The organism is Variovorax sp. CCNWLW225, from assembly GCF_037204045.1.
In the GTDB taxonomy this organism is placed as follows: Bacteria; Pseudomonadota; Gammaproteobacteria; order Burkholderiales; family Burkholderiaceae_C; genus Variovorax.
The window spans coordinates 20,698-41,797 of sequence record NZ_JBBCBV010000022.1; the positions used below are offsets into that span (position 1 = coordinate 20,698).

Here is a 21,100-nt window from a genome sequence, read left to right on the forward strand (position 1 = left end):
GGCGGGCGGTTGAATTCCATGCCGGGACAGCAGCCAAATAGCTGCCGGAAGGCCCGGGCGGCGGCCTACATATATAGCGGGCCGGCGCAAAAAACCAAGTGCTCTTCTGCCCTACTTCATGGCCAGGTTGAGTTCGGCGCCCGGTTTCCAGTCGGCACCGCTTGCCTTGGTTTTCACGGCGCCAAGGAACAGGCGCTCGCTCGGAAGCTTTTGCGCCAGGAGGTAGTCGCGCACCACGGCGCCGCGCTCCACGGCCAGTTGCCGCATCGACTCTTCATCGACCGGAATGCTCGTGATCAGCAGGTTCTCCATTTCCTTCACCGGCAGGTCCTTGGCCAGCCCGACCATGTTGCGCGGCTTGGTGATGTCGGCGCGCTTGTACACGGCGGTCAGGAGTTCGGGGTATTCGGCATCGGTGACCGGCGGCACGTCGGTGCCCGCCTGGCCGCCACGCACGGCCGCACGCCGCTTCTCGGCCTGGGCCAGTTGGCGCAGGCGCTGGCGCTGGTAGGCATCGCGCTCCTGCTCGAGGCTGGAAGTGCCGACCACCGTCATCTGGAGGGTCGGACGCTCCGTCAAGGCCTTGGCGACCTTGTCCAGGCTTTCCTTGGCGCTCGCGCTGAGCACCGAACTGCCAGGTTCGAAGGTGACGGTACTCGATTCGCCGCTGCCCCCGCCGAGCCCACCGGTCAGCAGGCTGAACGGCGATGTCGCCGCCTTGACGATGAGGTTGACGATGGCCTTGAAGATCAGCGGGCCGATGCTGAACTGCGGATCGTTGAGCGAACCGCGCAGCGGCAGGTCGACGTCGATCACGCCGTTGCGGTCGGCCAGCAGAGCCACCGCCAGCCGCACTGGCAGGCTGTTGGGCGCGCCCTGCACTTCGTCGCCGAACTGCAGCTGGTTGAGCACCAGCTTGTTGGTGGCCGTGAGCTGGCCGTCGGCCGCAATCTTGTAGTTGACGTCCATGCTCATCTTGCCGCGCTCGATGCCATGGCCCGAATAGCGCACCGAATATGGCGACAGCGGCGCCAGATCGAGATCGCGCATCTTGGCCGTAATGTCGAGCTCGAGCGGCTTGGCCAGCGGATTGAGCTTGCCGGTGATTTCCAGCGCCGCCGTCTGCTGCGCCTTGCCGCGCAATTCCAGGTCCGCCAGCGCCGGGCGGCCGCTCTCGCCCTTCGGCGGATTCGACGAGAAGGAACTGAGCTTGCCGGTCAATTCGCTCAGGTCGGCCGAGTAGTTGGGCTTGACGAACAGGTCAGTGAAGTCGATGCGCCCGTTGACCAGGCTCATCGGGCCGAAGTTGATGACCGGCTTGGGCCCGGTGTCGGCTTCAGCCTGCGCCGTTGCAACAGGCGCCGAAGCCGGCCTGGCCGGCTCGGGGCTGCCGCCGACCATGGCTTCGGCCGACGCCGGGGCGCCGCCGGACTGCGGCAGGGGCGCCGTGGTGGTGCTGGTTCCGCCCAGGCTCCTGCGGGTCTTTGCCTCGGCACTGGTTGCCGCCGCGGCATTGCCTTCCGCCTCACCCTTCTTGGTCAGGTTCAGCAGGTTCAGCCGCCCGGTGGGGTCGACGATCACACGGGCAAAAAAGTCGGTCAGGGTGGTTTCGCGCACGTCCACCGCCGGCGGCGCGTTGGGCGCCATGCTCACCTGCAGGCCGCGCAGGCTCAGCGTCTTCCAGCTCAGCAGCTGGTTGGTGTTGCGGTCGAAACCGGGCGACTGGGTCAGCGAGATGCTGTTGGCGCGGAAATCGTCGAGCGCGGTGTCTCCGGCCAGCTTCAGCGTCATGCCGGCCGGTGCGCTTGCATAGCGCACGGTGCCGCGATAGCTCGCGAACGCGCGGCGGATGTCCACATTGAGGGCATCCGCGTAGTAGGCCTTGAAGGCATGGGCGGGAAACGACGCCACTTCGAGCCGGCCTTCGGCCGAAAGCGGCTTCAGCACCACATGGCCCTTGTAGTCGAAGCGGCCCGGCTCGGCCCGCCGCGAGCCGATGCGTCCTGAAATCTGCAGCGGCGACACCGTGCTGGTCTCGGGCGCGACCTTCTGCGCGTTCAGGTTGAGCGCCGTGATCTCGACCGCCACAGGCGTTGCGCTGGCCTTGTCCGCATATGAAAGCGTGCCGTTGTCGACCGCGAGCGTGCCGATGGTCAATGCCCACGGCTTGGTGTTGGCGCCCGGCGCTGCGGCCGCCGACCCGGCGCCCGCGGGCTTGGGCGCGGCCACCTTGGCCTCTGCCGCCGCGCCGCCGGCGGGCGTCTTCAACCAACGCTCGAACATCCAGCGCTTTTCGCTGTCGCGTTCTATATGTACCTTCGGGTTGGTGGCGGTGAACGAGGCCACGTTCAGCGTGTGCTTCGTCATGTCGACCTCGGCGTCGACCAGTTCGAAGCGGCCGACGCTCGCCAGGGCAGTCTTCGCCTGGGTGAGCGCCAGGTCGTCGGCGGCGAGGCGCCGGGCCTTGAACTTGAGATCGGGCTGGGCCCAGGCGATGTCGATCTGTCCGCTGAGCTTGCCGTCGAGCGTGGGCTCCAGGCTTTGCGCCAGATAAGGAGCCGCCAGCGACAGCGGCAGCGCCTCGACTTCGGTCTGTACGTCGGCCGCCTTGTCGGTGGCGTTGCCCTTGAACTTGAGCGTTGCGCCCGCTACGGCGGTGCTGCCGTTGAACTGGGCCGGCTTTTCCATGGGCCAGGTCACGCCGGTCACATCGAGGCCGAGCGCGCTCAGGTCGACCACCGCTGCAGGCTTGACCGTTTCGTCGCGCCAGCCGATGCGCCCGCCGCTGAGCGCGAGCTTGTCGACCTGGACCTTGAGCTTCGGTTTTTCAGGTGCCTTGCCGGCCGGAGCACTTGCCGCGGCAGCGGGAGCGGCGGCTACTTTTTCGGCAGCCCCGGTGGCCGGATCGGTGGCCAGCAGGTTGAGCTGGCCCTTCGCATCGCGGGCGACCGCAAGCTGCGGACTGGAGAGCGCAACTTCGCTCAGGTGGAATACCGATTCCAGCGGCCGCACGTCGGTCAGCGCCAGCTTGAGCGACTCGAACGCCAGCAAGTCGCGGCCCCGTGCATCGCCCAGCTTGGCGCCGCGGGCTTCGATGGTGCCGGTGATCTTCAGGCCGGGCGCGGGAGCCTGGGCAAAGTCGATCTTCAGGTCGGCGTCCAGGCTGCCGGCTTGCAGCTTCACCGGAAAGCCGCCGGGTATGTAGCCCAGGTACGGCACCAGGTCGAGCCCCTTGAACTGCACATGGGCGTCGGTCTTGCGGCTTTCGGCGAACGGCGTCGTGAGCGCAGCCGAGTCGAACTTGCTGCCGTTGAGGGTGAAGGCAAGCTTGGGCTCGGTGTTGATGTCGCGCTTGGAAGCCAGGTTGCTCAGGAACGGCACGTTCAGCACGAAGTCGCGCAATTCGTGCTTGCGCTTGACGGTCTGGTCGTCGAAATCGACGGCGCCGTTCTTGATGGATATGTTGTAGATAGCGAAGCGCGCGGGCTCGGCCTTGGGATCGGGCGGCGGCCCGGCCGCGAGCTTGGCCACGATGTCGTCGATGTCGTACTTGCCGTCGGCAAGGTGCGTGAGGAGGATGGCCGGCGACTCGACCGACACCGCATCGATCACGGGCGCCAGGCGCAAGAGCGACTGCAGCTCGGCATCGGCGTAGATTCGCTTGATGGCCACCTGGGGCCGGCTACCGTCGGCCGTGGCAATGCTCAGATCGTTCAGCGCGAGCTCGAGGGTCCAGGGCTTGAAGTCGATCTTGCCCACGGTAACCTGCCGGCCGAGCTTCTCGCTTGCGATCTTCTGGATCTGGCTCTTGGCGATGGGCGGAACAGCCAGCCACGCAATGGCCCACAAAGCCAGAAGAACCAACAAGGCGACGATCCCACGCCGCATCCATTTGTTTTGTTTGAGCGAAGCTACATCCATCGCGGGAGTGTGCCGCAAAGAGAAGCAAAGCCAGAAACAAGAAAGCCCGGCAATTCGACGAAAGTCTCATTACCGGGCTTGATGGCGGGCATAAGACCCATGCCATCGTTTCGCGCGACCGGAAGTCAATGGTTCCTGCCGTGCTGGCAGCAAGAGATTGCCGCCATGGATCCTCCATCGTTCGAGCCCTTGACTTGCACCTCGGGCTGCCGGATTTCGGAAAACCGCCTGAGAACTCAGGCGTGTTCAGATTAGGCGCCGCACGCCTGCATTGCAATGCCTGGCTCCAAGGGATTTCCCTCGTCCTTCGAATCAAAAAGTTGGATTTGTTTAAATATGTAATCACATAAGGAAATAGATTCTTATGCTTGACCGAGTATTTAGCCACGCTAGAATCCGCCTGCCCTTGGCCTGCCCCAGACCCAGCAGGGGCCCCTGAACCCGCTGCCGAACCCCCCCGGCTTGATCAGGTCGCCGCGCCCTCACCCTACACCTCCATGCGCGGAGCCTGATTCGTACCAATCAAGCGCCGCTGCCTTATCCGTCGCCCTCCGGGCGCTGCGATCAGGTGCCGCATAGAAAGGAAGAGCGATGAACAAGGCGTTTGATGCCACAGCCCGCGGGCTAAGGACCTTTGCGTCCGATGTGGCAGACGGCTTTTTTGAGATCACCCACAACGGGTTTGCACTGGTCGGCCTGGCTATTGTGTTTGCGGCTCTCGCCCTGGTGGCACGGCCCGATCTGCGCCAGACCGGCGAAGAGCAGCTCATGGGCTGGCTCCAGTCGCGCAAGCCCGCGCCCGAGCCCACCGACCTGGAGCCGACCGCGATTGTGCGCACCACGGCCGCGAGCCCCGGCGACCTGCCCAAGCAGCAGGCCGCGGTGGCCTACTGGCTCAGCAAGAAGTACCGTGTCGCGGCCGAGCCCCTCAGCGTGCTCGTCGCAGAGGCGTACCAATTGGGCAAGCGCACCAAGCTCGACCCGACGCTGATCCTGGCCATCATGGCGGTCGAATCGAGCTTCAACCCGTTCGCGCAGAGCCACGTGGGCGCGCAGGGCCTGATGCAGGTCATGACCCGCGTGCACGGCGACAAGTACGAAAGCGCCGGCGGCACGCTCACCGCTTTCGACCCCGTGACCAACATGCGCGTCGGCGTGAAAGTGCTGCAGGAATGCATCGCCCGCGCCGGTTCGCTCGAAGGCGGCCTGCGCTACTATGTGGGCGCAGCCAATCTCGACGACGACGGCGGCTATGCCAACAAGGTCCTCGCCGAGCACGAGCGGCTGCTGCAGGTGGCCAATGGCCGCAATCCTCCGACCACGACCGCGCCCTCGGCGCCCATCGTTCGCGCGCAGCCAATCCCCATCGCTGTACCGCCGAAGCCGGAGCAAGCGGCCGAGCCGGTGGTGGCCGATCCTCAAAAAGTCGCACTGCTTTCCGAGGTTTCCTGAGCCCCTGCCCCATGGGCAAAACCATGGGGTGAGCTACACTCCGTTCCGTACGCGACTGGCGATAGGCGCAGCACCTCCAAAGGTGCCACGCGCTGACGTGGAATACCACTGGGAAGCGTGCCGCCTGGCATCCATTCAGGCGTTCAGCCGTTCGCCTGGGCAGCCCTTGTTTGGTTGAAGAACAAGGACCTCGTCTTCAAAGGACTGCCATGTACCAACGCAATATCCTGGTCGAACAGACCGATCCCGAAATCTGGGCTGCCATCCAGGCCGAAAACGCGCGCCAGGAACACCACATCGAGCTCATCGCGAGCGAAAACTACGCCTCGCCGGCCGTCATGGCCGCGCAGGGCTCGCAGCTCACCAACAAATACGCCGAAGGCTATCCGGGCAAGCGCTACTACGGCGGCTGCGAGCATGTCGACGTGGCCGAGCAGCTGGCCATCGACCGCATCAAGCAGATCTTCGGCGCCGACGCCGCCAACGTGCAGCCGCATTGCGGCGCATCGGCCAACGAGGCCGTGATGCTGGCCTTCTTGAAGCCCGGCGACACCATCATGGGCATGAGCCTGGCCGAAGGCGGCCACCTCACGCACGGCATGCCCCTCAACATGAGCGGCAAGTGGTTCAACGTGGTGAGCTACGGCCTGGACGCCAACGAAACCATCGACTACGACGCGATGGAACGCAAGGCGCACGAGCACATGCCCAAGCTCATCATCGCCGGCGCCTCGGCCTATTCGCTGCGCATCGACTTCGAACGCTTCGCCAAGGTGGCCAAGGATGTGGGCGCGATCTTCATGGTCGACATTGCCCACTACGCAGGCCTGGTGGCTGCGGGCGTGTACCCCAACCCCGTGCCGCACGCCGACGTGGTGACCTCCACCACGCACAAGAGCCTGCGCGGCCCGCGCGGCGGCATCATCCTGATGAAGTCGCAGCACGAGAAAGCCATCAACAGCGCGATCTTCCCGGGCCTGCAAGGCGGTCCGCTGATGCACGTGATTGCCGCCAAGGCCGTCGCGTTCAAGGAAGCCATGACGCCCGAGTTCAAGGCCTATCAGCAGCAAGTGGTCAAGAACGCCCAGATCGTGGCCGACACCCTCACCGAGCGCGGCCTGCGCATCGTGAGCGGGCGCACCGAAAGCCACGTGATGCTGGTCGACCTGCGCTCCAAGGGCATTACCGGCAAGGAAGCCGAAGCCGTGCTGGGCGCCGCCCACATGACGATCAACAAGAACGCGATCCCCAACGACCCTGAAAAGCCGATGGTGACCAGCGGCGTGCGCATCGGCACCCCCGCCATGACGACGCGCGGCTTCAAGGACGAAGAAGCCCGCATCACGGCGAACCTGGTGGCCGACGTGCTCGAGAACCCGCGCGATGCGGCCAACATCGACGCAGTGCGCGCCAAGGTGCACGCGCTTACGAGCCGCTTCCCTGTCTACCGCTGATCGTCCGCAAGACCTGGCCGCATGAAATGCCCTTTTTGCGGTCATCTTGAAACGCAGGTCGTCGAGACCCGCGTTTCGGAGGACGCCGACTTCGTGCGAAGGCGCCGCCAGTGCAGCGCTTGCGACAAGCGCTTTACAACGTACGAGCGGCCGGACGTCAACTTTCCGGTCGTCGTGAAGAAGGACGGCAGCCGCGCCGACTTCGACTCGACCAAGGTGCGCGCCTCGATGATGCTGGCGCTGCGCAAGCGGCCGGTGAGCATCGAGCAGATCGACAACGCGCTGCTGCGCATCGAGCAGAAGCTGCTGGCCAGCGGCCTGCGCGAAATCGATTCGACCAAGGTCGGCGAGCTCGTCATGCGCGAGCTCAAGAAGCTCGACAAGGTGGCCTACGTGCGCTTTGCCTCGGTGTACCGCAGCTTCGAGGACGTGGACGAGTTCAGGCAGCTGTTGCGGGACATTTGAGCAAGAGGCGTCGAGGCAAGCCCCCGGCGCGCTCTCACTACCTCCCGCTGCCGCAAGCGCCGCTTCCGCACTCACCCCGGACATCCGGATTGCAGACCCTGGCGCGGCCCGACGCCGACACCACAATCGAAGCCCTGCGGCCCGACTCGGCCTTCAGCGTGAGGCATCCGGCGCCGAAGCCCGTGCCGCCCGCCCGGCGCGAGAAGCCATTGCTGTCGTAGTCCAGCCCGCGCACGAATCCATCTCCAAGTGCCGCGTCGACGCTCACGCCGCTCGGAAGCTTTTCGAACTTGCGCAGCGTGTGCATTGCGCCTTCGGGTCCTGCCTGCACGGCCCAGCCGCTCGACCAGTCGCTTCCCTGGAGCGCGCCCACATGGACCTTTTGCGAACGCTGAATGGCCTCGGTGCGGGCCAGGTTCAGCGCGGCCACGAAACCGCTCGAAGCAGCGGCAAGCCGCTGGTTGAGCAGCAGCTCGCGAAACGAGGGAACGGCGATCGAACCCAGGATTGCCATGATGGCCACCACGGCCATCAGCTCGACGAGGGTGAAGCCGCCCGACGCGACACTCGCCCCCATCGACCATCGCCAGCCGTGTCTCATTGCCAGCACCTGGCCCCCGCTGCGCCATTGCAGCCCTTGTCTCCCATGCTGTCGATCCAGAGCGCTCCGACCTCGGGATCGGCGTAGTCCGGTTTCGGGGTTGCCGTGAGCCTGACGCAGCGCTCGATGGTGCCCTGCCCCTCGCAATTGCCGCTCTCGACGAGGTACTTGCCGCCCGCACCTCCCTCGCCGGATCCGCCTTCGTAGCGCTTGTACTGCCCGGCCATGGTGTACTGCCGCTCTTGCTGCTGCATCTGCTGCATCAGGGCCGAGCGCGCTTCGGTGCGCCAGCCCTTGCGCATGAAGTCCAGGTACGACGGATAGGAGATGGCGGCCAGGATGGCGAGGATCGCGACCGCTATCATCAATTCGATGAGCGTGAAGCCATGAATGCGTCTGGCGGTGCCGTTTGCCGGCTTTGCGGCCTTCATGGCTTTGCTCCCTGAAAATCGACGATCTGGCGCCAGTTCAAGCGCCCGGCCACCTGCGAAACCTGACCGCCTTCCACCGGCTGCACGGTTGAAACGCCGGCCCCGCCAGGGCCGCCTCCAGAACCGGCGTTGATCACCGAAAGCTTCTTCGTTGCCGAACGGCGGCCAAACGCATCGGGTGAGGCAGAGGCCCCTTCGCCAAGCGCAACGAGCAAAGGCGACGACAACAAACCCACCGTTGAAGGCACGCAGGTCCCACCCGTCGAAAGCCCTGTCATTGCATTGACCGCGCAGCTGCGGCCGCCACCATTTACTCCGCAGGCATCGCCATTCGGTATCAGCGTGTTGAAGAACAGATAGCCGTCGCTGAGCGCCAGCCGGGTCACCTGCCGCTCGCCAGAATCGAGTGACCCGGGAAGATCGAAATACCAGCCGCGGCGGCTCGCCACGCTTCGGCTGCCCGTGCCATAGACGAAGGGCTCGCCCACGATGGCCGGCAACGGCTGGCCGGCGGCGGCGGCCGCGGTGCGCGGCTGAAGCTGCGTGCGCGTTTCGTGCGCGGGGATGGCTGTGCCGGAGTCGTACACGCCGTAGAGCGTTTGCACCGCATGGCTGGCGCTGCCGATGTCTTCGGGGCTCATGAACTTGCCGGTGCCGAACAGAACGACGGCGCCGCCGTTCGGCCCAGCCCCCACTTCCGGCGCCACGGTGATGGGTTGTCGCTTTGCGCCCGCTCCGGGCGACATCGCGACTATGAGCGGCTGCCCCTTCAAGCCGAGTGCGTTGTCCTCGTTCCATGGCGCACGGCCGGTGAAGTCGAACTTCCACAGGTTGCCTTGCGTGTCGCCGGCGTACAGCCAGCGCACCGATCCATCCGCGGCTGCGTAGTCGCCCGGAGTGCCGAGGGCATTCACAATCGTTTTGTCCGCCGGAGCCGGCAACACGATCTTGTGATAGTTGACACCGCGCTTCCAAGCGGCGCCGGCGGCCTTGTCGAGCGAGAGCAGGAACAGCGCCCCGCGCCTCTCCGGATTGGCGTTGTTGAAGCCCGAGGGAACCACGGCGAACCAGGCATGGGCCGCGGCCCCGGAGCGCGTGGGCGCGGAGAGGCGGAACTTCAAGATCCGCGGCGCCTGAAGCACGTGGCCCATGTCCTCATCGTCGAGCCCCGTGAACTCCCACAGTGCCTTGTCCGCAGAAAACGCACCGGGATCGGAAACATCGAGCGCGAAGACACCGGTGGCTCCAGCACCCATTCCGGAAACCAGCACAGTCTTCCAGCTGCCATCAGCCATCCTGGCTTCCGTTGCGGCGGGGGATCCATCGACATAGGATTGATGCACATGGTCTGGCGAGCTGTAGCCCCCGAGCTTCGGCAACACCGCGCGTGGCACGTAGGCGAAGAGCTCGCTTCCCGTGGCGGCCGAGAACGCGTGCAGCATGCCGTCGTTGGCGCCGACATACACCGCCGGCGGCCGCGCTCTGTTCGCTTCGAGAAACCGGCCATAGCCGGCATCCTGCAAGTGCGGGCCCGGCGCGCCCACGAACAGCGGGTTCGAATTGGCAACATCGCCCATGACCGAGTCACGCACGCGGAACATTCCACCCGGTGCCGACAGTTCCTTGCGGCGGTCCCCGCGCAGATAGGCCACGCGGTCGGCGCCCAATGCATCGGATGCCGACGGCGTCGCATAGGGCATGGAGTTCAAATGGCCTCTCGCCACGTTGTCGAGCGACTCCCAGCGAAAAGGCGTGCCTCTGCTGGCCGACGAAAGGGTGAAGATGTTCCTGTCCGAGGGATCGCGTGCAACACGTACCGGCTGAGCCGATGCGTTGCCGGTCAACAGGGCTCCCGCGTCCCATGCGGGCTCATCGGCCTGGCGCACCGTGCCCGCAGCCGCGTCGTAAGCCAGCGGGTACGACAGCAGCGTGCCCGACCAGCGGCGTCCGCTGAACCGCGCCACGTAGAGGCTGCCCCCGGCTTCCGCGATGCGGTCCGACGAAATGGCGGCGTCGGCCGTCCGCCCGCCTGGCGGTGCCGCTGCCGACTCGAAGATCCGGTGGATCACGCCGAGCAATTCCCGCGGCTCGCCTGCCAGGAAGTAGTTGGACGGTTTGGGCTGGCCGTCGTCATCGATGCCTTCAGCCCATTCGGAATTGCCCGTCGTGTCGGCTTGTCCACTGCCGGTCGACACCCTGAACGGATTACCGTCCGCGTTGCTGTCTGCAAAGCCCCCGTACTTCGACGCGAGATAGAGCGCGCTGCCGCGCTGCGCTTGCCCGACGGACCCCTGCCCGCCCGCGTCCAGGTCGATACCGAAGGTCTGGACCCGCACGTCGGGATAGTCGGCGCGAATCTTCTGCGTGTTCGCCCAATAGGCCAGCCCCGCCATGCCGAACGAACCCTTGTCGGCACCTGTTTCCGCAGCTGCAATGGTGCTCGCTGTCAGTTGCGCGCCGCCCTTGTAGTTGAAGGCCGGAAGGCCGCGGTTTCCGGTCGTTGCAAGACCGGTCTTTCCCGAAGGGTGGGTATAGGACAGCGATTCGCGGTTCTCGAACGCGCCGACCAGGCGGGTCCAGTAGGACGTGTCGGGCTCGAACGACGCGTTGCTGAAGCTGCGGCCGCCGCCCGGCAGCCCGGGCAATGAACGATCGCCGTGCGTTTCCAGATCTCCTATCGCCAGGATGTAGTTCTTGCGGCAGCTGGCACCCATGGGGTCCCAATTCTTGTGGCCATCGGTGCGCCACTGCGCCGTGTCGTTGTAGACGGGCAGCCCGTCCTTTCGCGGATCGTCGATGGCGGCGATACCCGCCATTGCATCCCGCGTGGGCACCTTGCCCTGCAGGTAGCGCAGCGATTCGTAGTAGAGCTCGCCCGCGGGGTCGAACTTCTTGTACGCACCTGCCCTGCCGAACCGGTTCAGGTAGTTGATGACGCCGCCGGACCTGACGCCCTGGGCGGTGGATATCGGATCGGCAAGGAAGACGCCGGTCTTCGCATCCCATTCGGTCTGAGGGTTGTCCACCCTGTCGAGCTTCGCCTCCAGCTTTCTCGGCCCGGCGTATTTCATCGGCGCGCGCAACACGCCTCCATAGCGGGCCGGGTCGTTGTCGAGCAGATAGCCGAACACGGCAAAACGAAGCCGATCCGCGTAGCGCTGTATCTCTCCTGCGGGCTTGAAGTTGCCGCTCGAGTACTTGACGCAAAGGCCGCCGCGCACCGCGGCTTCGGCTGCAGTGCAGACCTCCACCCGCGCGAAGTAAGAAGCGCTTGCCGCGCCGGGGCCGTATTGCTGGTCGGTGCCGGGGCTGGCGCAGCTGCCGCTTGCGCTCGGTCCGACGAACATGCGGTCAGCGCAGTGGTTGAAGTGAAGAGTGCCCGCCGCGCGCAAGCCATTGCTGCTGCCCGCCACCAGCGGCGTGAGCTTATCCAGGTTGCCGGTCACGGCCTTGTCGGGGAAGTGGCTGCTGCGATAGAAATCCTGCGGCAGCACCGCACGTTGCAGCACGGTGCGGTCGGCTTCGTCCACCACCCGGTCGCCACCCGTCAATGCAAGCCTCAGCACGTCGACGGTGGACGTGGCGGCCCAGTTCAACAGGTTGCCGCTCCATTGATGCGCGCACGCGATCTCGCCGCCTGCAAGTCGGGTTGCCGGAGCCACGCGCTTGAAGTAGCCATCGGCGGGAGCGTAGCCGTAGCAGGCCATCGGATCCCAATAGCCCAGGTAGACCTTCTTCCAGTCGAAGCTGCCGCGATAGGCCGCACCGGTGTTCGAGAACTCCAGCGCAAGGTCGATCACCATGTTCGCATCGACGCGCGACGCCATGGAAGACAGCGGCTCGCTCGGGAGATCTACAGCCGGCGCCACGCCGCTGTCCGCTGCAAATACAGAGGTACCGATGCAGAGCACCCATGCGGCAACAGCTGCCGCCGGGCACAAGCGACTTTCAGGAGAACGCATTCGGATTCCGTTTCAGCAAAAAAGAGGGGAAGTCAGGACGGGCAACCCGGGCTGGCGGCCGGCTTGTACAAATTGGTTTGCAGCACTACCTGCGTCTCGTCCCGCACGCCGTAGCCGATGGCCGTGATGCGAAAGAGATGCGAGGCGTTTCGTGCACTTGCGCTCTGCAGCTGACTGGACTGCCACCCGCCGTGGTTGCGCACCGCTTCCACGATGTAGCGCGGCGCGCGTGCGGAGAGCGCGCCGCCGCGGGCGCCTGCGGCCTCACTGGCAGTGGCGTAGCTTTGTCCGGTGAAGGTGCCGTAGGCGACCGACGTTGTGCTTTCGGCTGCGAAATCAGCCGTCATCCAGACCGGCTTGGCGCCGTCTTCGGCATGGGCGCACAACCCTTGGTGAATGCCCGTGCCGCCGCATCCCGCGACAAAGGCCGAGACGTCCTTGCCGTTGAAAACACACAGGCGCTGCGCCGCGCTTGGGTTCGGGCCGAGCAAGTCGCGCTCGGCGTCGACGAGCGCGGCTTCGGCGGCTTGGAACGCGATTTCGGTGTCGCGGTCGTTGCGTGCGCTTCGCTCGCCTACGAGCGAGACTTGCGCCGCACCAATGCCCAGCACCATCGCAATGAGCAGCATCAACAGCACCACGATCAACGAGAAGCCTCGCTGCGGCGAAGGGCCGCGGCTCACGGTGCCGGCTCCTTCATGACGTTGCGCAGCATGACCGTGAAGGTGGAGGTGCGCCTCAACCTGCCGTCCGCCGGCGGCATGAAGCTCACGCCGGGAAAGTCGGCGCCGAGGGGGTAAAGACGTTCGACCTGCGTTTGGGCTCCACCAATGCCGGGGCCACTGCGCGCCACCATGCCGATGCGAAGACCGACCACCTTGCGCCACTCACTGTTGATGCCGGCGGTGGAGCCCGCCAGCGCCTCCAGCTGTGCTGCATCGAGCCAGCGTTCAGGCACGCTGTCGCCATTGCCGTCGTAGGCGTAGACGACCTTGAACACCTCGATGCCGCGCGCAAGCGGCTCGGACCTGAACGCACCCTCTTTGTCGCTGCGGTACTTGCAGTAAAGCTCGGGTTCCTTGTCGGCAGCTTCCGCCACGAAGAAGAAGCTCCACGCCCGATCGGCGAGCGACGGCTCGCCATCAGCAGGCCCGGGCTGGGCGATGTCCATGCAATCGACCATGGTGCCGTCGGGTTCGGTGTCGCCGCCTCCGACGCGGCTGCGGCCGAAAAACCGCGCCCGCAGCGAGTCGCTTCCGTTCACACCCCTGCTGTTGTGGCTGCCGTGGCTTTCGCCTGTGAAGGTCACCCGCGCATTGCTCGCGCCGACGATGTCCAGGTCGGATGGATCGTCGGCCGAGGCCATCAGGTTTGCGCTGCTGCCGATGACCACGGTGCCGTCGGAGCCGACGCGGTCCGGTGCGTAGTCGGCATAGCCGGCTTGCCGCACCATGCCCCTGACGACGGCAGCCGCGAACCGCAGTGAATCTTCCACCGACTGCGCTTCCGCATTGGCGGCAAAGAGCTGCCGGCTGCCAAGGAAGGTGGCCGTGGCGGCGAGCACTACCATCAGGCCGATCACGGCGGCGACCATCAATTCGACCAAGGTCATCCCGCGCTGGCGCAGGCGCATTGGGTGATAAGGGGCTCGCATGGCAGCCGTTCGCCTAGCCGGAAACCAGCTGCATCACCAGGCGAGGCGGAAGCTCACGCTGCGGCTTGCCGCCGTGCTTTGCGTCCGCAGCGTCGGCGTGCGGCACCCAGCCGAGCTTGACGACCACATTGCGGCCTGACTGGCTGCATGGCCACGCGTATTCGCCGGCCGACGCGTCCCAAGGGTTGTCGTCGAAGCACACGCTGACGCGGGCACCGGGCAGTGCCTTGGCAACGCGGCGCTTCCATTCGCCCATGTCCCAAGCGGCGAGGCCCTCAGGATCGCAAGCCGCCGCGCATTCGCCCAAGCCACCGCCGGTACCGGAATCCGCGCTCCAGTTGACGACGAGGTAAGTATTGGCCGCGTTGTTCCTTGCCGCGACGCCCGGATTCATGCGAACCTTTTCCGAGAGGTCGCGAGCAAGGTTGACTGCCGCAGCGAACGTTGCGGCTTCCTTGCCCGTGCGCACAGCCGTGAGCAGCATGCCGATAGAGCCGAGCAAACCGACGCTCAGCACCGCAATGGAAACGAGCACCTCCACGAGCGAAAAGCCCGTGGAGGCCTGCCTTGATGTAGCCATTTTTCGATGTCCTCCCCCGTCCTGCAACTTCGGTTGCTTCTTTATTCCTGCATCGAAACTGGAGCGTAGGCGCGGCTCCTGGCAGCCCGTTTGCCGTTCGTCCGCTTTTGACTGCCGCTCGTATGATCCAGCGGCTCCGGTGTTAATTAATTCTTCTCGCAGCCCATGCCTTCCCCCGAACAAGACGCTCAGCACATCGCCACCGCATTGCGCCTGGCTTCCGACGCGCTGTTGCTGACCGATCCCAACCCGCGCGTGGGTTGCGTGCTGTGCGATGCAGGCGGACGCGTGCTAGGGCAGGGCCATACGCAGCAAGCCGGCGGACCGCATGCCGAAGTGATGGCGCTGCGCGATGCGGCGGCCAAGGGCCATTCGGTTGTGGGCGCCACCGCCTACGTCACGCTCGAGCCCTGTTCGCACCACGGGCGCACCGGCCCCTGCTGCGACGCGCTGATCGCGGCCGGCATCGGCAGGGTCGTGGCATCGCTCGCTGACCCGAACCCGCTGGTCGCTGGACAGGGTTTCGCCCGCCTTCGGGCAGCCGGCATCGAGGTGCAAACCGGCCCCGGCGCGGCCGAATCGCGCGAACTCAACATCGGTTTCTTCAGCCGCATGGTCCGCAAGCTGCCTTGGGCGCGTCTCAAGGTGGCGGCCTCGCTCGACGGCAAGACAGGCCTTGCCAATGGGGTGAGCCAATGGATCACGTCCGAGGCCGCCCGCGCCGACGGCCACGCATGGCGGGCTCGCGCCAGCGCGGTGTTGACCGGCGTCGGCACGGTGCTCGAAGACAACCCCCGGCTCGACGTACGACTGATCGAGACGCCGCGCCAGCCGCATCTGGTGATTGTCGACAGCCACTTGCAGACGCCGCCCGATGCTCATGTTTTCATAGCAGGCCGTCCGGTGTGGATTTACGCGGCTGTTCGCGACGAAGCCCGCGCTGCCGCCCTGGAAGCACGCGGCGCCACCGTGACCTGCCTGCCCAATGCAAGCGGCAAGGTCGATCTGGCCGCCATGCTGCAAGACCTGGCAGCGCGCGGCGTCAACGAACTCCACGTCGAAGCCGGTCACAAGCTCAACGGCTCGCTCATTCGCGAAGGCTGCGTCGACGAGCTGCTGGTCTACCTGGCGCCCAAGCTGATCGGCAGCGGCCTCGACATGGCGAGCCACCTGCACGCCGAAGGGCCGCTCACCTCGCTGGAAGGCGCGCTGGCGCTCGAATTCAAGTCTGTGCAGATGCTCGGGCCGGACCTCCGGGTCGTGTCGCGGGTGCGCGGGCGCGACAGCTTCTAGCGGCCCGCCTCGGGCAAGCGGAGGCGGATTGCACGGCCAAAGCGCCGCGGAAAGGCCGAGGGCCCCCGCATCTGCGAAAATGTGCAAATGTTCACCGGAATCATTACCGGCGTGGGGCGCATCGCCGCCATCCACGACCTCGGCCCCTCCTCCTCCTACGGCAAAAGACTCGGCATTTCGGTGCCCGACGGATATCTCGACGATGTAGGCCTTGGCGACAGCATTGCGCTCAACGGCGCCTGCATGACCGTGACCACCCTCGATCCGGCGCAGCAGCTGTTCACCATCGACATTTCGGCCGAATCGCTCGACAAGACCGCTGGCCTCACCGAGCAAGGCGCCCGCATCAACCTCGAGAAGGCGCTGCGCGCCAGCGACCGGCTGGGCGGGCACATCGTGTCGGGCCATGTGGACGGCATCGGCACGGTGAGCCACTTTGCGCCCGTGGGCGAAAGTTGGGAACTGCGCGTGGTCGCGCCGCCCGCGTTGGCGCGCTTTCTGGCCTACAAGGGCTCGATCACGATCAACGGCGTGAGCCTGACGGTCAACAGCGTGAGCGACATCGAAGACGGCGCGGAAATCAGCATCAATCTGATCCCTCACACCGTCGAAAACACCTCCCTGGGCAGCCTCACGGCCGGCTCCAAGGTCAATCTCGAAATCGATACCGTGGCGCGCTACGTGGAGCGCATGCTCCAGGCCGGCGTCCTGGTGCCAACTCCTTCCACGTATTCCAAGGACACCGCCGAATGAACGCCTCCGTCACCCCCATCGGCGCGCCCCGCGGTTCGCGGGCACCCGCGCCGATTTCCCCGGTCGAGGAGATCGTGGCCGAGCTTGCCGCCGGCCGCATGGTCATCCTGGTGGACGAGGAAGACCGCGAGAACGAAGGCGACATCGTCATTGCGGCGGACCACATCACGCCCGAGGCCATCAACTTCATGGCCCGCCATGCGCGGGGGCTGATCTGCCTCACGCTTTCGCGCGAAATGTGCGAGCGGCTGCAGCTGCCGCCCATGGTGTCCCGCAACGGCGCCAAGCATTCGACCGCCTTTACCGTTTCGATCGAGGCGGCCGAAGGCGTGACCACCGGCATTTCGGCCGCCGACCGCGCCCGCACCGTGCAGGCCGCCGTGGCGCGCAATGCCGTGGCCAGCGACCTGGTGCAGCCGGGCCATATCTTTCCGCTGCAGGCGGTGGACGGCGGTGTGCTGATGCGCGCCGGCCATACCGAAGCCGGCTGCGACCTGGCAGCCATGGCCGGCTGCTCGCCCGCCTCGGTGATCTGCGAGGTGATGAACGAAGACGGCACCATGGCGCGCCTCCCCGACCTGCAGATTTTTGCGGCCGAGCACGGGCTCAAGATCGGCACCATTGCCGCGCTCATCGAGCACCGCAGCCGCACCGAATCGCTGGTCGAGAAAGTCGGCTGCCGCGAAATCCAGACCGCGTGGGGCACCTTTACCGCCCACGCCTTCACCGACAAGCCCAGCCGCGGCGTGCATCTTGCGCTGGTGCGCGGCACGTGGGCGCCGGACGATGTGGTGTCGGTGCGCGTGCACGAGCCGCTCTCGGTGCTCGACGCGCTCGAAATCAACCGCTCGCTGCACTCCTGGAGCCTTGACGCTAGCCTGGCGCACATTGCCAACGAAGGCAAGGGCGTGGCCGTGCTGCTGAACTGCGGCGAAACGGCCGGCGAGCTGCTGGCCCAGTTCGACGGCACCGCGCGCCCCGCGCAAGCCCCCGAGCGCGGCCGCATGGACCTGCGCAGCTACGGCATCGGCGCGCAAATCCTGCGCGAATGCGGCGTGCACAAGATGAACCTGCTCGGCACGCCCCGCCGCATGCCGAGCATGGCCGCAGGCTACGGCCTCGAAATTGCCGGCTACCTCACGAAAGACTGACACGACATGCAAGGTGCAAACAAGGGAGCGGATGCAAAGCCGCTCGACGGAAAAGGGCTGCGCATCGGCATCGTCCAGGCACGCTTCAACGCCGACATCACGGACGCGCTGGCCGCGGCCTGCCTGGCCGAGCTCGAAAAGCTCGGCGTGGCGGCGGACGACATCCATCATGTGCAGGTCCCCGGCGCGCTCGAAGTGCCCGTGGCCCTGCAGGCCATGGCGGTGCGCGGCGGCTACCACGCGCTTGTGGCGCTGGGCTGCATCATCCGCGGTGAAACCTACCACTTCGAACTGGTTGCCAACGAATCCGGGGCGAGCGTGAGCCGCATTGCGCTCGACCATCGCATTCCCATCGCCAACGCGATCCTCACGACCGAAAACATGGAGCAAGCCATTGCCCGCCAGACCGACAAGGGCCGCGATGCGGCCCAGGTGGCTGTCGAGATGGCGCAATTGCTGGCCTCCCTCAAATGACCGAAGACAACAACAAGACAGCAGGCGCCAAGCCGCGCCAGGCGCGCACGGGCCTCACCAGCACCGGCGCACGCAAGGCTTCGGCCAAGTCGAACCGCAGCCGCGCACGCGAATTTGCGTTGCAGGCGCTCTACCAGCACCTGGTGGGCCGCAACGACGCCGCCGCCATCGACCAGTTCACGCGCGACCTCGCGGGCTTCCACAAGGCCGACGCCGCGCATTACGACGCGCTGCTGCACGGTGCCATCGAAGGCGCGGAGCAGCTCGACGCGCTGATTCGCCCGCTGCTGGATCGCAAGTTCGAAGAAATATCGCCCATCGAGCACGCCGTGATGTGGATCGGCGTGTACGAGTTTCAGCACTGCCTCGACGTGCCATGGCGCGTGGTGCTCAACGAGTGCATCGAGCTTGCCAAGGAATTCGGCGGCACCGACGGCCACAAATACGTGAACGCCGTGCTCAACGGCCTGGCGCCGCAACTGCGCGCGGCCGAGGTGGAGGCCGACCGCACTTCCGGCAAGGCCAGGACGTGAGAATTTCCAAGCGCGCGCAGCGCATCGAACCGTTCTATGTGATGGAGGTTGCCAAGGCCGCCGGCGTGCTGGCGCGCGAGGTGGCGCATACCGACCGGCCGATGATCTTCCTGAACATCGGCGAGCCCGACTTCACCGCGCCGCCGCTGGTGCAGGAAGCCGCTGCACGCGCGGTGCGTGCCGGCGCCACGCAGTACACGCAGGCCACCGGGCTCGACCATCTGCGCGAGCGCATCAGCGGCTGGTATGCGCAGCGCTTCGGCGTCGACGTACCGGCACGCCGCATCGTGGTGACGGCCGGCGCGTCGGCCGCGCTGCAGCTGGCCTGCCTGGCGCTCATCGAGTCCGGCGACGAGATCCTGCTGCCCGACCCGAGCTACCCCTGCAACCGCCATTTCGTGAGCGCCGCGGATGGCACCGCGGTGATGATCCCGACCACGGCCGACGAGCGGTTTCAGCTCACCGCCGCCAAGGTCGAAGCCGCGTGGACCGACAAGACGCGCGGCGTGCTGCTCGCCTCGCCTTCCAACCCCACGGGCACCTCGATTGCGCCCGACGAGCTGCGCCGCATCCACAACGTTGTGTCGCAGCGCGGCGGCATCACGCTGATCGACGAAATCTACCTCGGGCTCTCATACGACGATGCCTTCGGGCAGACGGCGTTGGCCATCGACGACAACGTCATCAGCATCAACAGCTTCAGCAAGTACTTCAACATGACCGGCTGGCGCCTTGGCTGGCTGGTGGTGCCCGAAGCGCTGGTGCCGGTGGTCGAGCGGCTGGCGCAAAACCTCTTCATCTGCCCCAGCACCGTGTCGCAATATGCGGCGCTGGCCTGCTTCGAGGATGCGAGCATTGCCGAATACGAACGCCGCCGCGCCGAGTTCAAGGCGCGCCGCGACTGGTTCATTCCGCAGCTCGATGCGCTGGGCCTCAGCGTGCCGGTGGTGCCCGATGGTGCCTTCTACGCTTGGGCCGACTGCACCAGCGTGGCCGAGAAGCTCGGCATTTCGGGCAGTTGGGATTTCGCCTTCGAAACCATGAAGCGCGCCCATGTGGCCGTGACGCCCGGCCGCGATTTCGGCACCGCCGAAACCGGCAAATTCGTGCGCTTTTCTACCGCCAGTTCGATGGCGCATCTCGAGGAATCCATCGAACGCCTGCGGGCCATGATCGCGAACCCGGCCCGATGAGCTACGCGTTTCCGATCCGCGTGTATTGGGAGGACACCGACGCCGGCGGCATCGTGTTCTATGCCAACTACCTCAAGTTCATGGAGCGCGGCCGCACCGAATGGCTGCGCTCGCTGGGCGTGGAGCAGCGAAAGCTCCGAGAGGAAACCGGCGGCCAGTTCGTGGTGAGCGAAACCCAGCTCAAATACCATCGCCCCTCCCGGCTCGACGACGAACTGCTGGTTACAGCCGATCTCCGACAAATGGGTACGGCGTCGTTGATAATCGGTCAGCAGGTGCTATCAAAAACAGAGCAAGAGCGAACAGGCGCCCCGGCGCCCGTCCTTCTGTGCGAAGGCACCATCCGCATCGGCTGGGTGGACGCCACCACATTGCGCCCCGCGCGCATACCGACCCAAGTTTCGGGAACCCTCGAGCGCTCCGGCGGCTCCATGACTCAACCTTTCAAGCCATGAACCAAGACCTCTCGATCATCAATCTCCTCCTCCACGCGAGTTTCGTGGTCCAACTGGTCGTGCTGCTGCTCGTGATCGTTTCGATTGCCAGCTGGGCCGCGATCATCCGCAAGTACTTCGCGCTGCGTCGCATGCGGGCGCTGAACGACGACTTCGAACGCGAGTTCTGGTCGGGCACCAGCCTGAACGAGCTGTTTGCCTCGGCCGCGCAGAACGCCAAGTTCGCCGGCCCCATGGAGCGCATCTTCGCTTCGGGCATGCGCGAATACCAGAAGCTGCGCGAACGCCACGTGAGCGATGCCAGCACGCTGCTGGACGGCGCCCGCCGCGCCATGCGAGCGAGCTTCCAGCGCGAACTCGACGCGGCCGAACAGAACCTCTCGTTCCTGGCCACCGTGGGTTCGGTATCGCCCTACGTCGGTCTTTTCGGCACGGTCTGGGGGATCATGCATGCCTTCACCGGCCTGGCCGCGCTGGCCCAGGTGACGCTGGCCACGGTGGCTCCCGGCATTGCCGAGGCACTGGTGGCCACGGCCATCGGCCTGTTCGCCGCCATTCCCGCGGTGGTGGGCTACAACCGCTTCGCGCGCGAGATCGACAAGATCGCCATTGCGCTCGAGACCTACATCGAGGAGTTCTCGAACATTCTGCAGCGCAACCTCTCGGCCCACCCGGCCGCGAGCGCGACGGCAGCTTCGGCGACTCCGGGCAACCGCTGAACGGAGGCC

General features: G+C 65.9%; 18 protein-coding genes and 1 riboswitch. Of the genes, 11 read left to right on the forward strand and 7 right to left on the reverse strand.

The annotated features are described in order from the left end of the window. Window positions 1-111: 111 nt before the first annotated feature. Entirely contained in the window at window positions 112-3,921 is a 3,810-nt protein-coding gene (locus tag V9L20_RS24135) for a DUF748 domain-containing protein (RefSeq protein WP_337298522.1), read from the reverse strand. Window positions 3,922-4,512: 591 nt separating this feature from the next. Here V9L20_RS24135 and V9L20_RS24140 point away from each other — a divergent pair. From V9L20_RS24140 to nrdR, 3 genes are all read left to right on the forward strand, one after another. Then, window positions 4,513-5,373 carry a lytic transglycosylase domain-containing protein gene (locus V9L20_RS24140; RefSeq protein ID WP_258506963.1) on the forward strand — a complete coding sequence of 287 codons (861 nt, stop codon included), beginning with the start codon at window positions 4,513-4,515 and terminating at the stop codon, window positions 5,371-5,373. 41 nt (window positions 5,374-5,414) lie between these two features. After that, a riboswitch (ZMP/ZTP riboswitch) is annotated at window positions 5,415-5,541 on the forward strand. 41 nt (window positions 5,542-5,582) lie between these two features. Continuing rightward, entirely contained in the window at window positions 5,583-6,827 is a 1,245-nt protein-coding gene (gene glyA / locus V9L20_RS24145) for a serine hydroxymethyltransferase (protein WP_337298523.1), read from the forward strand. A 21-nt stretch (window positions 6,828-6,848) separates the two neighbouring features. After that, window positions 6,849-7,292, forward strand: coding sequence for a transcriptional regulator NrdR (nrdR, locus tag V9L20_RS24150; protein WP_007836918.1), 444 nt, complete (start codon window positions 6,849-6,851; stop codon window positions 7,290-7,292). Between the two features lie 37 nt (window positions 7,293-7,329). Here nrdR and V9L20_RS24155 read toward each other — a convergent pair whose 3' ends face one another. The 6 genes from V9L20_RS24155 to pilV are packed head-to-tail and all read right to left on the reverse strand — an operon-like array spanning window position 7,330 to window position 14,520. Beyond that, complete coding sequence (locus tag V9L20_RS24155) at window positions 7,330-7,893, reverse strand: GspH/FimT family pseudopilin (RefSeq protein ID WP_337298524.1); 564 nt, start codon at window positions 7,891-7,893, stop codon at window positions 7,330-7,332. Continuing rightward, window positions 7,890-8,324 carry a type IV pilin protein gene (locus V9L20_RS24160; RefSeq protein WP_337298525.1) on the reverse strand — a complete coding sequence of 145 codons (435 nt, stop codon included), beginning with the start codon at window positions 8,322-8,324 and terminating at the stop codon, window positions 7,890-7,892. The genes V9L20_RS24155 and V9L20_RS24160 overlap by 4 nt, the downstream gene beginning before the upstream one ends. Next, window positions 8,321-12,286, reverse strand: a complete 3,966-nt coding sequence (locus V9L20_RS24165) for a pilus assembly protein (protein ID WP_337298526.1) — start codon at window positions 12,284-12,286, stop codon at window positions 8,321-8,323. The genes V9L20_RS24160 and V9L20_RS24165 overlap by 4 nt, the downstream gene beginning before the upstream one ends. Before the next feature lie 32 nt (window positions 12,287-12,318). Continuing rightward, window positions 12,319-12,969, reverse strand: coding sequence for a pilus assembly PilX family protein (locus V9L20_RS24170; protein ID WP_337298527.1), 651 nt, complete (start codon window positions 12,967-12,969; stop codon window positions 12,319-12,321). Then, on the reverse strand, window positions 12,966-13,898 hold the full coding sequence (locus V9L20_RS24175; protein WP_337298528.1) for a PilW family protein: 933 nt from the start codon (window positions 13,896-13,898) through the stop codon (window positions 12,966-12,968). The genes V9L20_RS24170 and V9L20_RS24175 overlap by 4 nt, the downstream gene beginning before the upstream one ends. Before the next feature lie 55 nt (window positions 13,899-13,953). After that, the gene (gene pilV / locus V9L20_RS24180) at window positions 13,954-14,520 is read right to left on the reverse strand and encodes a type IV pilus modification protein PilV (protein ID WP_337298529.1); all 567 of its coding nucleotides are present in this window, start codon (window positions 14,518-14,520) and stop codon (window positions 13,954-13,956) included. Window positions 14,521-14,685: 165 nt separating this feature from the next. On the opposite strand from pilV, the gene ribD reads away from it, so the two are divergent. The 8 genes from ribD to tolQ all read left to right on the forward strand — a co-directional run bounded on the left by ribD (window position 14,686) and on the right by tolQ (window position 21,091). Beyond that, entirely contained in the window at window positions 14,686-15,813 is a 1,128-nt protein-coding gene (gene ribD, locus V9L20_RS24185; RefSeq protein WP_337298530.1) for a bifunctional diaminohydroxyphosphoribosylaminopyrimidine deaminase/5-amino-6-(5-phosphoribosylamino)uracil reductase RibD, read from the forward strand. A gap of 87 nt (window positions 15,814-15,900) precedes the next feature. Further along, window positions 15,901-16,566 carry a riboflavin synthase gene (locus V9L20_RS24190; RefSeq protein ID WP_337298531.1) on the forward strand — a complete coding sequence of 222 codons (666 nt, stop codon included), beginning with the start codon at window positions 15,901-15,903 and terminating at the stop codon, window positions 16,564-16,566. Beyond that, the gene (ribBA, locus tag V9L20_RS24195; RefSeq protein ID WP_258507000.1) at window positions 16,563-17,717 is read left to right on the forward strand and encodes a bifunctional 3,4-dihydroxy-2-butanone-4-phosphate synthase/GTP cyclohydrolase II; all 1,155 of its coding nucleotides are present in this window, start codon (window positions 16,563-16,565) and stop codon (window positions 17,715-17,717) included. Before V9L20_RS24190 ends, ribBA begins: the two co-directional genes overlap by 4 nt. Window positions 17,718-17,723: 6 nt before the next feature. Then, window positions 17,724-18,191: a 6,7-dimethyl-8-ribityllumazine synthase gene (gene ribH, locus V9L20_RS24200; RefSeq protein WP_157614414.1), complete on the forward strand. Its 468-nt coding sequence runs from the start codon at window positions 17,724-17,726 to the stop codon at window positions 18,189-18,191. Continuing rightward, on the forward strand, window positions 18,188-18,724 hold the full coding sequence (nusB, locus tag V9L20_RS24205) for a transcription antitermination factor NusB (protein WP_126750010.1): 537 nt from the start codon (window positions 18,188-18,190) through the stop codon (window positions 18,722-18,724). Before ribH ends, nusB begins: the two co-directional genes overlap by 4 nt. Then, window positions 18,721-19,917, forward strand: coding sequence for a pyridoxal phosphate-dependent aminotransferase (locus tag V9L20_RS24210; RefSeq protein WP_337298532.1), 1,197 nt, complete (start codon window positions 18,721-18,723; stop codon window positions 19,915-19,917). The genes nusB and V9L20_RS24210 overlap by 4 nt, the downstream gene beginning before the upstream one ends. Continuing rightward, window positions 19,914-20,372 (forward strand): YbgC/FadM family acyl-CoA thioesterase, encoded by a 459-nt coding sequence (locus tag V9L20_RS24215; protein ID WP_157614416.1) that lies wholly within the window; start codon window positions 19,914-19,916, stop codon window positions 20,370-20,372. Before V9L20_RS24210 ends, V9L20_RS24215 begins: the two co-directional genes overlap by 4 nt. Beyond that, the gene (tolQ, locus tag V9L20_RS24220; protein ID WP_126750007.1) at window positions 20,369-21,091 is read left to right on the forward strand and encodes a protein TolQ; all 723 of its coding nucleotides are present in this window, start codon (window positions 20,369-20,371) and stop codon (window positions 21,089-21,091) included. Before V9L20_RS24215 ends, tolQ begins: the two co-directional genes overlap by 4 nt. Window positions 21,092-21,100: the final 9 nt, after the last annotated feature.

Excerpts from the sequence above, each read along its gene's own strand:
- ribD (WP_337298530.1), top strand. The coding sequence starts at position 14,686 with ATGCCTTCCCCCGAACAAGACGCTCAGCACATCGCCACCGCATTGCGC.
- nrdR (WP_007836918.1), top strand. The coding sequence starts at position 6,849 with ATGAAATGCCCTTTTTGCGGTCATCTTGAAACGCAGGTCGTCGAGACC.
- V9L20_RS24190 (WP_337298531.1), top strand. The coding sequence starts at position 15,901 with ATGTTCACCGGAATCATTACCGGCGTGGGGCGCATCGCCGCCATCCAC.
- tolQ (WP_126750007.1), top strand. The coding sequence starts at position 20,369 with ATGAACCAAGACCTCTCGATCATCAATCTCCTCCTCCACGCGAGTTTC.
- V9L20_RS24165 (WP_337298526.1), bottom strand. The coding sequence starts at position 12,286 with ATGCGTTCTCCTGAAAGTCGCTTGTGCCCGGCGGCAGCTGTTGCCGCA.
- nusB (WP_126750010.1), top strand. The coding sequence starts at position 18,188 with ATGACCGAAGACAACAACAAGACAGCAGGCGCCAAGCCGCGCCAGGCG.
- V9L20_RS24135 (WP_337298522.1), bottom strand. The coding sequence starts at position 3,921 with ATGGATGTAGCTTCGCTCAAACAAAACAAATGGATGCGGCGTGGGATC.
- ribBA (WP_258507000.1), top strand. The coding sequence starts at position 16,563 with ATGAACGCCTCCGTCACCCCCATCGGCGCGCCCCGCGGTTCGCGGGCA.
- V9L20_RS24160 (WP_337298525.1), bottom strand. The coding sequence starts at position 8,324 with ATGAAGGCCGCAAAGCCGGCAAACGGCACCGCCAGACGCATTCATGGC.
- pilV (WP_337298529.1), bottom strand. The coding sequence starts at position 14,520 with ATGGCTACATCAAGGCAGGCCTCCACGGGCTTTTCGCTCGTGGAGGTG.
- ribH (WP_157614414.1), top strand. The coding sequence starts at position 17,724 with ATGCAAGGTGCAAACAAGGGAGCGGATGCAAAGCCGCTCGACGGAAAA.
- V9L20_RS24215 (WP_157614416.1), top strand. The coding sequence starts at position 19,914 with ATGAGCTACGCGTTTCCGATCCGCGTGTATTGGGAGGACACCGACGCC.
- glyA (WP_337298523.1), top strand. The coding sequence starts at position 5,583 with ATGTACCAACGCAATATCCTGGTCGAACAGACCGATCCCGAAATCTGG.
- V9L20_RS24155 (WP_337298524.1), bottom strand. The coding sequence starts at position 7,893 with ATGAGACACGGCTGGCGATGGTCGATGGGGGCGAGTGTCGCGTCGGGC.
- V9L20_RS24175 (WP_337298528.1), bottom strand. The coding sequence starts at position 13,898 with ATGACCTTGGTCGAATTGATGGTCGCCGCCGTGATCGGCCTGATGGTA.
- V9L20_RS24140 (WP_258506963.1), top strand. The coding sequence starts at position 4,513 with ATGAACAAGGCGTTTGATGCCACAGCCCGCGGGCTAAGGACCTTTGCG.